The sequence below is a fragment of the Micromonospora sp. NPDC048843 genome (assembly GCF_040649965.1).
In the GTDB taxonomy this organism is placed as follows: domain Bacteria; phylum Actinomycetota; class Actinomycetes; order Mycobacteriales; family Micromonosporaceae; genus Micromonospora; species Micromonospora hortensis.
This window is the reverse complement of the sequence record NZ_JBEZGJ010000075.1, coordinates 20,118-33,312: the sequence shown is the minus strand read 5'-3', so window position 1 is coordinate 33,312 and position 13,195 is coordinate 20,118. Positions and strand designations below refer to the sequence as shown.

At 72.7% G+C, this 13,195-nt stretch carries 6 protein-coding genes and 1 pseudogene; all 7 read left to right on the top strand.

The window, feature by feature from the left end; genetic code table 11:
- A pseudogene (locus tag AB0C20_RS18685) lies at positions 1-195 on the top strand (AMP-binding protein); the annotation flags it as partial.
- Positions 196-315: 120 nt separating this feature from the next.
- The gene (locus AB0C20_RS18680) at positions 316-2,376 is read left to right on the top strand and encodes a condensation domain-containing protein (protein WP_357568420.1); all 2,061 of its coding nucleotides are present in this window, start codon (positions 316-318) and stop codon (positions 2,374-2,376) included.
- Complete coding sequence (locus tag AB0C20_RS18675) at positions 2,358-9,365, top strand: amino acid adenylation domain-containing protein (RefSeq protein ID WP_357568418.1); 7,008 nt, start codon at positions 2,358-2,360, stop codon at positions 9,363-9,365. Before AB0C20_RS18680 ends, AB0C20_RS18675 begins: the two co-directional genes overlap by 19 nt.
- 27 nt (positions 9,366-9,392) lie before the next feature.
- A complete protein-coding gene (gene panD, locus AB0C20_RS18670; RefSeq protein ID WP_357568417.1) occupies positions 9,393-9,812 on the top strand; it encodes an aspartate 1-decarboxylase in 420 nt (139 codons plus the stop codon).
- 31 nt (positions 9,813-9,843) lie between these two features.
- Positions 9,844-10,785: a TauD/TfdA family dioxygenase gene (locus AB0C20_RS18665; protein ID WP_357568416.1), complete on the top strand. Its 942-nt coding sequence runs from the start codon at positions 9,844-9,846 to the stop codon at positions 10,783-10,785.
- Positions 10,786-10,843: 58 nt separating this feature from the next.
- On the top strand, positions 10,844-12,412 hold the full coding sequence (locus AB0C20_RS18660; RefSeq protein WP_357568415.1) for a histidine kinase: 1,569 nt from the start codon (positions 10,844-10,846) through the stop codon (positions 12,410-12,412).
- A 16-nt stretch (positions 12,413-12,428) separates the two neighbouring features.
- Positions 12,429-13,091, top strand: coding sequence for a response regulator transcription factor (locus AB0C20_RS18655; protein ID WP_357568414.1), 663 nt, complete (start codon positions 12,429-12,431; stop codon positions 13,089-13,091).
- Positions 13,092-13,195 lie beyond the last annotated feature (104 nt).

The window sequence follows — 13,195 nt, the reverse complement described above, 5'->3', positions numbered from 1 at the left end:
AATGCGTATGGTCCGACTGAGGCGACGGTTAATTGTACTGATTATGTGATTGAGCCGGGTGTGGAGGTGTCTTCGGGGGCGGTGCCGATTGGTCGTCCGTTTTGGAATACGCGGGTGTTTGTTTTGGATGATTTTCTTCAGCCTGTTCCGGTGGGTGTTCCGGGTGAGCTTTATGTGTCGGGTGTGGTGTTGGCGCGGGGTTATTTGCGTCGTCCTGGGTTGACGGCGGAGCGGTTTGTGGCGGCGTCGGGTGGGCGGCGGATGTATCGCACTGGTGATGTGGTGCGGTGGCGGGCTGATGGGCAGCTGGAGTTCGTGAGCCGAGCCGACAGCCAGGTGAAGGTGCGTGGTTTCCGGATCGAGACCGGTGAGATCGAGTCGGCGCTGATGGCGTCGCCCGGCGTCGCGCTCGCCGCAGTGACGGTGCGGGAGGACCGGGCGGGCGACCGTCGCCTGGTCGCCTACGTGGTGCCCGCCGCGGGCACCACGGTGGAGCCGGGCCCGCTGCGCAAGCAGCTCGGCGAGACCCTGCCGGACTACATGGTTCCCGCGGCGATCGTCGCCCTGGACGCCCTGCCACGGACGCCGAACGGCAAGCTCGACACCGCTGCGCTGCCCGCGCCCACGCACCAGGTCGGCCCTGGCTCCCGCGAACCCCGCTCCGCCCGGGAGGAACTGCTCGGCCGGCTGTTCGCCGAGGTACTCGGGCTGGAGCGGGTCGGCGTCGACGAGGACTTCTTCGGCCTCGGCGGCGACAGCATCCTGTCGCTCCAGCTCGTCGGCCGAGCCCGCGCGGCCGGGCTGACGCTGAGTCCGCGCGACGTGTTCGAGCACCGTACGGTCGAGGCCCTCGCCGACGTCGTGACCGAGGCGGCCGTCCCGGTCGTCACCGACACGGCCGGCGACTCCGGTGAGGTCACGCCGATGCCGATCACCCGGTGGCTGCACGACCTCGCCGGCGACGGCGGCCCGATCGACAGCTACCACCAGTCAATGCTGGTCCAGGTGCCCGCCGAGGCTCGCCTCGACGACCTCGCGGCGGCGCTCCAGACGGTGATCGACCACCACGACGCGCTCCGGCTGCGCGGCACCTGGAACTACGAGATCCGGCCCCGCGCGACCGTTCCCGCCGTCCCGCTGCTGCGCCGGGTCGACATCCGCGGGCTCGGCGACGACGAGCTGCCCGCGGTCCTGCGCGAGCACGGCGTCGCCGCGGCCGGCGAGCTCGCCCCGCGCGACGGCGAGATGCTGCGGGCGGTCTGGTTCGACCGTGGACCGGAGCCCGGGCTGCTCCTGCTCGTCCTGCACCATCTGGTCGTGGACGGGGTCTCCTGGCGGATCCTGCTGCCCGACCTCGCGGCGGCGTGGCGGGCGCACCGCGCGGGCGCAGCGCCGCAGCTGCCACCGGCCGGCACCGCGCTGCGGGATTGGGCGCATCGCCTGGCCCGGGAGGCGGAGAACCCCCGCCGGACCGCGGAGCTGCCGATGTGGCGGGCGATCGCGGAGGCCGGCTCGCCGCCGCTGACCGACCCGCTGGACCGCTCGCGGGACACCACCGGGAGCACCGGGCACCTGATCGTCACGCTGCCCGCCGAGGTCACCGAACCGCTGCTGACCGAGGTACCTGCCGCGTTCCGGGCCGAGATCAACGATGTGCTGCTGACCGCTCTGGCCCTCGCGGTGGGGCGCTGGCGGCGCGAGCGCGGCCCGGTGGAGGGCACTGGCGTGCGGATCGACCTCGAAGGTCACGGCCGTGAGCAGGAGGCGCTGCCGGGGACCGACCTGACCCGGACGGTCGGCTGGTTCACCGCGCTCTACCCGGTGCACCTCGACCCCGGTGACCTCGACGAGCGCGAGGTGTGGTCGGGGGGTCCGGCCGCCGGGACGGCGCTGAAGCGGGTGAAGGAACAGCTGCGCCGGATCCCGGACAAGGGCCTGGGCTACGGGCTGCTGCGCTACCTGAACCCGCGGACCGCCGCGGTGCTGGCCGAAGCCGAACCGCCGCAGTTGCGGTTCAACTACCTGGGCCGGGTTGGCGCGACCCGGGAGGGCGACTGGGCCCCGGTTCCCGGAGGTGGGTTCGGTGGCGGCCGCGACCCGCGCATGCCGCTGGCCTACGCCGTCGACCTGCTCGCCGGGACCCGCGAGAGCCCCGCCGGACCGGAACTGGTCTGCACCTGGACCTGGGCCGGCGAGCTGCTGACCGAACCGGACGTGCAAGCCCTCGCCGACGCCTGGGGCGACGCCCTGCGCGCGCTCGCCCGGCAGGCCACCCAGCCGGACGCAGGCGGCTTCACGCCGTCCGACGTCTCGCTGTCACTGCTGGACCAGAACGAAATCGACATGCTGCAAGCCGAGTGGAGGACAGAGAAGTGAACCGGGCCGAACTCGAGGACATCCTTCCGCTGTCCCCGTTGCAGGAGGGCCTGCTGTTCCACAGCGCCTACCACGCCGAACAACTCGACATATACATCGTCCAGATGTCGCTGGAACTGACCGGACGGCTGGACATCGAGCGGCTGCGCCACGCCGCGGCCGGTCTCCAGCGCCGCTACCCGAACCTGCGCGCGGGATTCCGGCATCAAGGGCTGAGTCGTCCGGTGCAGCTGATTCCGCGCGAGGTGCCGCTGCGGTTCGAGGAGATCGACCTGAGCGGCCTCGCGGAGGACGACCGGGAGCGGCGGCTGGCCGAGTTCCTGGACGCCGACCGGGTCCGGCGGTTCGACCTGGCCGACCCGCCGCTGGTCCGCTTCACGCTGATCCGGCTCGACGTGCGGCGCTACCGCTTCGTGCTGACCAACCACCACATCCTGTGGGACGGCTGGTCCCGGCCGATGCTGCTGCGCGACCTGCTCGCCCTGTACGCCGCCGACGGCGACGGCTCCGGGCTGGCGCCGATCCAGCCGTACAAGAAGTACCTTGCCTGGCTGGGCGCGCAGGACCCGGAGGCCACCGCCGAGGCGTGGCGGGAGTCGCTGGCCGGCCTGGAAACGCCGACGCTGATCGCCCCGTCCGGTGCCGGACGGTCCAGCGTGCTGCCCGGCCAGCTCGACTTCACACTGAGCGAGGCGGAGGAGACCCGGCTCAACGACCGCGTCCGCGAGTACGGTCTCACCCTCAACACCGTCGTGCAGGGCGCCTGGGCGCTCGTGCTGTCCAAGCTGGTCGGCCGCGACGACGTGGTGTTCGGCGTGACCGTCTCCGGGCGGCCCGCCGATCTGCCCGGCGTCGACCGGATGGTCGGCATGTTCATCAACACCGTGCCGCTGCGGCTGCGGCTCGACCCGGCGGAGAGCCTCGCGGAGATGCTCGCCCGGCTCCAGGGCGAGCAGGCCCGGCTGCTGACGCACCAACACGTCCGCCTCGCCGAGGTGCAGCGTTCGACCGGTCTCGGCGAACTGTTCGACACCAAGACCGTGGTGGAGAACTATCCCCGCGACCCGGTGCAGCGCGGCGACGGCGAGGACGGCGACGGCGACCTGAAGGTCACTGCGGTGGAGAGCCGCGACTGCGCCCACTATCCGCTCGGCCTGGTCGCCAAGCTGGGGGCGCGGCTGCGGTTCCGACTCGACTACCAGCCCGGTCACGTCACCGCCGAGTACGCCGCGGACGTACTGCGACAGTACGGGCGCGTGCTCGACGCGTTCCTCGTCGACCCGGCGGTGCGGCTGTCCCGCCTGGACCTGACCGACCCGTCCCCGATGCTGAGCGCCGGAACCGGGCCGGCACTGCCCGAGAACGTGACGACGCTGCCGGCGATGTTCGCGGAGCAGGTCGCGCGGACGCCGGACGCCCCGGCCCTGCGGCACGGCGACACCGAACTTTCCTACGCCGAGTTGGACCGCCGCTCGGCTGCCCTCGCGGCGCACCTGGCCCACGTCGGCGCCGGACCGGAGAAGGTCGTCGTGGTCGCCCTGCCGCCCGGCGCCGAGCAGGTGGTGGCGTTGCTCGCGGTGGCCCGCTCCTGCGCCGCCTATCTGCCGGTCGACCCCACCCACCCTCGCGAGCGGCTGGCCACGATCTGTGCCGACGCCGCGCCGATGCTGGCGGTGACCTCGAGTTCGACCGCGGACCTGCTGCCCGCCGGCCTGCCGCAGGTACGCGTCGACCAGCCGGTCGACCCGGCCGGGCCGCCGGCAGCGCAGGCGGATCCGGCGTCGGCGGCGTATGTGATCTACACGTCCGGGTCGACCGGCGTGCCCAAGGGCGTGGTCGTCTCGCACGGCTCGCTGGGCGCCTACCTGTCCCGGTCGGACTACCCGGGCCTGTCCGGGGTGGTCCCGCTGCACTCATCGGCGGCGTTCGACCTGGCGGTCACCTCACTGTGGGGGCCGCTCGTGGCCGGTGGTTGCGTATGGGTGTCGCCACTCGAGCCCGGCGCCGAGGTGTCGCTGGTGAAGGCCACGCCGACGCACGCGCCGCTGCTGGCCGGTGTCTCGCCCTCCGGGACGCTGGTCATGGCGGGGGAGCAACTGGTCGGGGCGGTGCTCGCGGACTGGCGGTCGGCCAACCCAGATGTCCCGGTCCACAACTCGTACGGGCCGACGGAGACCACGGTCAACGCCACCGAGTTCGTGATCCGGGCAGGCGCGCCGGTGCCGGACGGCGTGGTACCGATCGGCCGGCCGCGTGCCGGTGTCCGGCTTCTGGTCCTCGACCCGTGGTTGCGGCCGGTGCCGGCGGGCGTGCCCGGCGAGCTGTACGTGGCCGGTTCCGGCGTGGCCCGCGGTTACGTTGGCCGCCCGGGGCTGACCGCGGAACGGTTCGTGGCGGCCGCGGACGGACGCCGGATGTACCGCACCGGTGATGTGGTGCGGTGGCGGTCGGACGGTGAGCTGGAGTTCGTGCGCCGCGCGGACGGTCAGGTGAAGGTTCGCGGCTTCCGGATCGAGACTGGCGAGATCGAATCGGTCCTGCTGGCATCGCCCGGAATAACCGCCGCCGCGGTCGTCGTCCGGGACGAGCGGCTGATCGCGTACGTCGTTCCGGCCGCGGAGCCCGCCGAGCTGAGGAAGCGCCTCGGCGAGGTCCTGCCGGACTACATGGTGCCGTCCGCGATCGTCGGGCTGGCGGAGCTGCCGCGTACGGCGAACGGCAAGCTCGACAGCGCGGCCCTTCCCGCCCCGGACGGGGCCGCCGGCGACACGCCCGTACGCGGGGAACCACGCGACCCGCGCGAGGAGATCCTCTGTGGCCTCTTCGCCGACCTGCTCGGACTTGAACGGGTCGGGGTCGACGACGACTTCTTCCAGCTCGGCGGACACTCGCTGAAGGCGCTGCTGCTGGTAAGCCGGGTGCGGGCCGTGCTCGGCGCGGATCTGCCGATCCAGCAGCTGTTCGCCACGCCGACCGTCGCGGGACTGGCCCGTGCGCTGGACGGCGCCGCCTCAGCCCGCCCGGCCGTCACCGCCGGGCCGCGCCCACCGAGGCTCCCGCTCTCGCACGCGCAGCAGCGGCTCTGGTTCCTCAATCGGCTCCAGAGCGCTGCGGCCAACTACAACGTCCCGGTCGCCCGTCGGTTCACCGGACCGCTCGATGTCGCCGCGCTGGAGGCCGCGCTGGCCGACCTGACCGCCCGGCACGAGGTGCTGCGCACCGTCATCGCCGAGGACGACCAGGGTCCGCACCAGGTGATCCGGGAGGCCGCTGTGGTACGGCCGGCGCTGCCCGTGGTCACCACGACCGAACAGGAGCTGCCCGGACTGCTGCGGGCGGCCGCCGCCGAGGGGTTCGGCCTCGCCGCCGACACCCCGCTGCGGGCCCGGCTGTTCCGGCTCGGCCCGCAGGAGCACGTACTGCTGCTGGTCGTGCACCACATCGCCAGCGACGCCTTGTCCCGGGGCCCGCTCGCCCGTGACCTGACCGCCGCCTACCGGGCGCGCACACGCGGCAGGGCCCCCGAGTGGGCGCCGCTGAGCGTGCAGTACGCCGACTACGCACTCTGGCAGCACGCCCACCTCGGCGACGAGGGGAATCCGGACAGCGTCGCCGGGCGCCAAATCGCGTACTGGCGGGAGGTTCTCGCCGGACTGCCGGACCAGCTCGACCTGCCCACCGACCGGCCGCGTCCGGCGGAGCTGTCGGCGGCCGGCGGGCGGGTGCCGTTCACGATCCCGGCCGAGTTGCACCGGTCGTTGGGCAAGCTCGCCCGTAAGCAGCAGGCCAGCCTGTTCATGGTGGTCCAGGCGGCGGTCGCGGTCGTGCTGTCCCGGTCCGGCGCCGGCGACGACGTGCCGATCGGCACCCCGATCGCGGGCCGGCCGGACGAGGCGCTCGACGCGCTGATCGGCTTCTTCCTGAACACGCTTGTGCTGCGTACCGACACCAGCGGCGACCCCACCTTCGCCGAGCTGCTGCGTCGGGTCCGGGACACCGACGTGGCCGCGTACGCCCACCAGGACGTGCCGTTCGAGCGGCTGGTCGAGGTGCTGAATCCGCCTCGGTCGCTGGCCCGGCACCCGCTGTTCCAGGTCATGCTGGCCTTCGACAACACCGACCAGCACGAGGCCCGGGAGGCGGTCCGGTCGCTGGACGGCCTCGCGGTCACGGGGCAGCGGATCGGCGCCGAGGTGGCCCGCTTCGACCTGATGTTCGCGATCACCGAGCAGACCGGGGAGGACGGTTCCCCGGGCGGGCTGACCGGCGTGCTGGAATACCACGCCGACCTGTTCGACGCCGCCACCGCCCGCGGCCTGCGCGACCGTCTGCTGCGCATCCTCGCAGCGGTCGTCGAGGCCCCAGACCGGCGGATCGGCGAGCTGCCGGTGATGGACGCCGCCGAGGAGTTGGCGCTCCAGGAGTGGAACGCCACTGCGGCCGCGTTGCCGTACCGGACCCCGGCCGACTGGTTCGCGGCCCGGGTCCGGGCCATCCCGGACGAGCCGGCGCTGGTCGAGCCCGGCGGCGACGTGCTCACCTACGCCGAGCTGGACGCGCGAGCGAACCGGCTCGCCAACCGGCTGCTGGCGCACGGGGCCGGCCCGGAGCGGTTCGTCGCGCTGGCCCTGCCCCGGTCGGCGTCGCTGGCGGTGGCCATGCTCGCGGTCCTCAAGGCCGGCGCCGGGTACGTGCCGCTGGACCTGGACTACCCGGCGGAACGGCTGGCGTACATGCTCCGCGACGCGGCCCCCGCGCTGGTGTTGAGCACGGCCGCGGCCGCCGACCGGCTGCCCCCGCACGAGCTGCCGACGCTCCTGCTCGACGAGGAACCGGACGGTCCGGCCAGCGAACCGGCGGACCCGGGCCGCGACCCGCGCCATCCGGCTTACATGATCTACACCTCCGGCTCGACCGGCCGGCCCAAGGGCGTGGTCATGCCGGCCGGCGCGCTGGTCAACCTGATCGCCTGGCACGCGTCGGCGCTGCCCGGTGGCCCCGGCACCCGGACCGCGCAGTTCGCGGCGATCAGCTTCGACGTGTCCGTGCAGGAGACGCTCGGTGCGCTGCTCACCGGCCGTACGCTCGCGCCATGCCCGGAGGAGGTTCGCCGGGACCCGCGGGAGCTGCTCGCCTGGCTCGAACGCGAGCGAATCAGCGAGTTCCACGGGCCGAATCTGGTGGTCGACGCGCTCGCCGAGGCGGCCGTCGGGACCGCCTCGGAGCTGCCCGAGCTGCGCGCGGTGATTCAGGCCGGTGAGGCGCTCACGCTCAACCCGTCGGTCCGCCGGTTGGTTGCGGCCCGGCCCGGCCGGCGGCTGCACAACCACTACGGCCCGACCGAGACTCACGTCGGCACCGCGTTCGTCCTGCCCGACGCGGTCGCGGACTGGCCAGCAGCCCCGCCGATCGGACGGCCGATCGGTAACACCGCCGCGCACGTGCTGGACGACCGCCTACGGCCGGTGCCCGACGGTGTGCCCGGCGAGCTCTATCTGGCCGGGGCGGGGCTAGCCCGTGGGTACCACCGGCGGCCCGGGCTGACCGCGGAGCGGTTCGTGGCCAGCCCGGCCGGTGGTCGCATGTACCGCACCGGCGACCTCGTCCGCCGACGCGGTGGCGAACTGGAGTACCTGGGCCGCGCCGACCACCAGGTCAAGGTGCGCGGTTTCCGGATCGAACCGGGGGAGATCGAGGCCCGGCTCGCCGAGCACCCGTCGGTCGGGCGCTGCGCGGTCGTGCCCCGCGAGGACCGGCCCGGCATCCGGCGCCTGATCGCGTACGTCGTCCCTGTCGAGGGAGAGCGGCCCGAGCCCGGGCTGCTCACCAAGCACGTGGGCGAGACGCTGCCGGACTACATGATCCCATCGGCGTTCGTCATGCTCGCCGAGCTGCCACTGTCACCCAACGGCAAGCTGGACCGCGGCGCGTTGCCGGCTCCGGACGGCAGGGCCACCGCGTCCCGGGCCCCGGTCGGCCCGCGCGAGGAGGTGCTCTGTGACCTGTTCGCCGAGATCCTCGGGCTGCCCTCGGTTGGCGTCGACGACGATTTCTTCGCCCTCGGCGGCCATTCGTTGCTGGCCGGCCGACTCGCCAACCGGATCCGCGACGCGTTCGGCCTGCCGGTGCCGATCCGGCACCTGTTCACCGCCCCGACCGTCGCCCGGCTAGCCGCCGAGCTGGAGAGCGGCCGGCCCGCCCAGGTGTTCGGGCCGGTGCTGTCGCTGCGGCCCGCCGGGTCGGCGACCCCGCTGTTCTGCGTGCACCCGGCGGCCGGGCTGAGCTGGTGCTACGCCGGGCTGGTCCGGCATCTCGGGCCTGAGGTGCCGCTGTACGGGCTGCAGGCGCGCGGCCTGGACGGCGGCGGTGAGCTGCCGGCCAGGGTGGACGACATGATTGCCGGCTACGTCGAGCAGCTGCGGGCGGCCCGTCCGGAGGGGCCGTACCGGCTGCTCGGCTGGTCGTTCGGCGGCGTGGTCGCGCACGCCATGGCGGTCCTGCTCCGCGAGCAGGGCGCCGAGGTCGAGGAGCTGATCATCGCGGACGCCTACCCGAACCGGCGGCCTGGCGGGCCGGAGCCCACCGAGGCCGAGATCATCGGAAACAACCTGCGGGCCATCGGCTTCGAGTTCACCCCGGAGGAACTCACCCAGGGCGGCTTCCCGCTGGCCCGCTACCGCGAGTTCCTGCGCCGGGAAGGACGTTCGGTGGCCGACCTCGACGAGGCCCAGCTACTCGCGGTCAAGGACGTCTACGTCAACAACGTCCGGCTGATGCGCCGGCACACGCCCGGGGTCTTCGACGGCCCGCTCACGTTCTTCACCGCCGGCCGGGCCTCGGCCGAGGCGAAGGCCCGGCGTGACGCGCAGTCGTGGGCGCCGTTCGTCACAGGACCCATCACCGATGTCGAAGTGGACGCCGAGCACGAACAACTGTTCACCGAGCCGGTGCCGACCGCCCTGATCGGCGCCGTGCTCGCCCGCCCCTGACCGTTTGCCGCAACGAAGGAGATCCTCGTGTTCCGGACGATGCTCAAGTCCAAGATCCACCGAGCCGCCGTCACCCAGGCCGACCTGCACTACGTCGGGTCGCTGACCGTCGACGCTGACCTGTTGAAGGCCGCCGACCTGCTGCCCGGAGAGCTGGTGCACATCGTCGACGTCAACAACGGCGCACGGTTCGAGACGTACGTCATCGAGGGCGAGCCCGGCACCGGCGTCATGAAGGTCAACGGTGCGGCTGCTCGGCTGGTACAGCCGAACGACCTGATCATCGTCATCGGGTACGGCGTGATGGACGACGCCGAGGCCCGTGACTTCGTGCCGCGGGTGGTCTTCGTCGACGACCACAACCAGGTCGTCGAGGTCGGCTCGGACCCCACCACCGCGGACGGCCGCGTGCTCGTCGACGCCGTGCCCCCGGCGTTCGTCGGCTGATCGGCACCCCTACCCGAGAAAGGACGCGACCATGACCGTCGACATCACCTGGAAGCCGCTCGAGATCCGGCCCGCCGACGCAGGCAGGCCCGGCAGCGCCGCCGGCCTCGCCGAGTACCTGTCCGACCGGCGTGCGATCGACGAGCTGCTGCTGCGCAACAAGGCCCTGGTCTTCCGTGACTTCGGCGTCGACCCCGGCGAGCTGGAGCAGGTCATGGACCTGCTGCTGCCGCACCGGCTCGCGTACGTGCACGGCACCACTCCGCGCACGAAGGTCGGCGACAACGTCTACACGTCGACCGAGTATCCCGAGGCGTTCACGATCACCATGCACAACGAACTGTCGTACGCCGCCACCTGGCCGGCTCGGTTGTTCTTCTACTGCCACACTCCGGCGGCTACCGGCGGCGCCACCCCGGTCGTGGACGGGACGCGCTGGCTGGAGTCGATCGACGACGAGGTTCGCGAAGCCTTCGCCCAAGGGCTGATATACAGGCAGAACCTGCACGGCGGCCTGGGCCTGGGCAAGAGCTGGCAGGACTCCTTCGAGGTGGACAGCCGGGAAGCCGCCGAGGAGATCCTTGCCTCCACCGGCGCCACCTGGCAGTGGCGCGCGGACGGCGGGCTGCGGATCAACCAGCCCGCCCCGTCGACGCTCAAGCACCCGGTCACCGGCGAGGAGGTCTGGTTCAACCAGTCCGACCAGTGGCACATCGCCGGTCTCGAGGAGGAGTACGCGATGGCGCTGGCCGAGATGATGCCGGAGGAGGACTTCCCGCAGTCGGTGACGTTCGCCGACGGCAGCCCGATTCCGGCCGAGTACGTGCGGCAGGTCCGGGACCGTGGCCTGGAGGCGGCGATCGACGTCGACTGGCGGGCCGGTGACCTCATGGTGATCGACAACGTCGCTGTCGGGCACGGACGGCGTCCGTACTCCGGTGCCCGGCGCATCCTCGTCGGCATGTCGGACTGAGCCCGGGTCCCCGCATACAGCGGTCGGTGAGCCGGGGCCATTGGGTACCCTGAGCCGGATGGACGAGCTGACACGGATCACGGGCCGGCTCCGGGCCGCCGGCCCGTGGGCCGTGGTCCGAGCGGTCCTGCTCACCGTGGCGATGGCGTCTCCGCTGATCATCGACTCCGTCGGCGAGGACGGGCCGGGGTGGATCGCCCCGCTGAGCCTGGTCGTGATCGTGGTGGCGTTCGCACTGAGCCGCTCCCACCCGGGGTCCACGGCACTCGGGGCGCTGGCCGTCAGCGCGATCGACTGGCGGCTGTTCGTCGCCGTGCTGGTGCTGTCCTACCTGGCCGGTCGCCGCCGCGCGCTGAACCTCGCGACGCTCGGCGGCCTTGCCGGGGTGCTGGTGCTCGGCACCGTGGTCCAACTGCTGCAGAACCTCGAGCTGTACACCTGGCTGGTGTGGACCGCCGGGGTCATCGTCTTCGGTCTGTTCCCGGCGCTGGTCGGCTCGTTCCGCCGGCTGCAGGCCGACCTGGTGCGGACCGGCTGGGACCAGGCCGCCCAACTGGAACGCGAGCAGCGTGTCGTGGCCGAACAGGCCCGCCTGCGGGAACGCGCGCGCATCGCGCAGGACATGCACGACTCGCTCGGGCATGAGCTGAGTCTCATCGCCCTGCGTGCCGGCGCCCTCGAACTGGCCAGCGGCCTGGCTCCGGAGCACCGCGCCGCCGCCTCCGAACTGCGGGCCGGCGTCACCACCGCGGCCGAGCGGCTCAGTGAGATCATCGGACTGCTGCGGGACGAGGAGGACAAGGCGCCGCTGCGGCCGGTCCACGAGCACATCGAGGAACTGGTCGCGCGCGCCGTCGATTCCGGCATCCCGGTCGTACTGTGCGCCTCCGGCGAGTACGCCGACGTGGCCCCTATGCAGTACCGAGCCGCCTACCGGGTGGTGCAGGAGGCACTGACCAACGCCGTCAAGCACGTCGGTGCCACGCCGGTCGAGGTGCGGCTCGACCGCCACGACGACGAGATCGTCGTGGCCGTGCGCAACGAGCCACCTCGGCAGGCCCCGGCCGCGCCCCCGCCGCAGGGCGGCCGCGGGCTCACCGGCCTTCAGGAACGGGTCGGGCTGGCCGGTGGCGTCCTGCGCGCCGGGCCGCTGCCCGACGGCGGCTTCCAGGTCGTGGCGCGACTTCCCGTGCGGCCGGGGCCGGTGTTTGAGGAGGCCGGTCCGGAGCCTGCCCCGCCGACCACCGCGGCCGGGTTCCGCCGCGCCCGCAGCCGGGCCCGGCGCGGCCTGGTGCTCGCGTTCACACTGCCCCCGGTGCTGGTGGGCGCGCTCACCGGCACGCTGATGGCGCTGTACGCCCACGACAGCCTGACCTCGCGCCTGCCGCCCGAGCGGTTCCGCGCGCTGCCGATCGGCGCCAGCCGTGACGACGTCGCCAGCCGGCTCCCGGAACGCCAGGTGCCGGAGCGTCGCGACGAGGGTGGTCCCCTGCCGCCGGAGGGCAGCACCTGCGAGTACTACCGGTCCGCCGCAGGCTTCGTGCCGACCCCGTTCGACGTGTACCGGCTGTGTTTTCGCGACGGACGGCTGGTCACCAAGGACGTTCTGCCGCCGCCCATTCGCTGAGTGAGAAGAGACCGATGTGATCCGGGTATTGCTGGCCGACGACGAGGCGATGATCCGCGCCGGGGTCGGCGCGATTCTCGCCAACGAGCCGTCGATCGAGGTGGTGGCCGAGGCGGCGGACGGGCGTGAGGCGGTGGAGCAGACGCGCCGGCACCGGCCCGACGTTGCCCTGCTGGACATCCGGATGCCCGGCATGGACGGCCTTCAGGCCGCCGCGGAGATCCGCCGGGCGGTACCGGCCACCGCGGTGATCATGCTGACCACGTTCTCCGAGGACGAGTACATCGCTCGGGCGCTCGACGAGGGGGCCAGCGGCTTCGTCCTGAAGACCGGCGATCCGCGGGAGCTGATCGCCGGGGTGCAGGCGGTGGCCGACGGCGGCGCCTATCTGTCCCCGAAGGTCGCGCGCCGGGTCATCACGCAGTTCAGCGGAGGGTCGACCGGAGGGCACGTGATCCGCGGCGCGGCGGCGCGTGATCAGATCGGTCTTCTGACCGACCGGGAGCGTGACGTGCTCCGGCTGGTCGGTTCGGGACTGTCCAACTCGGAGATCGCCGTCAACCTGAACCTCGTCGAGGGCACCGTGAAGGCGCACGTCAGCGCGATCCTGGCCCGGCTCGGGCTGCGTAACCGGGTACAGGCAGCGCTGCTGGCGTACCAGGCCGGCCTGGCCGACTGAGACGTGTGCGCGGCTGGCCGATGCACTACCGGGGCCGCGGCTGCTGGCCCCGGAGGGGGCGGACAGCCCGTGCCGGGGGAACACGGGCCGTCCGCGCTGGGGCG

Bases quoted from the DNA above. Each gene is read 5' to 3' on its own strand.
- AB0C20_RS18665 (WP_357568416.1), top strand. From the start codon at position 9,844: ATGACCGTCGACATCACCTGGAAGCCGCTCGAGATCCGGCCCGCCGAC.
- AB0C20_RS18660 (WP_357568415.1), top strand. From the start codon at position 10,844: ATGGACGAGCTGACACGGATCACGGGCCGGCTCCGGGCCGCCGGCCCG.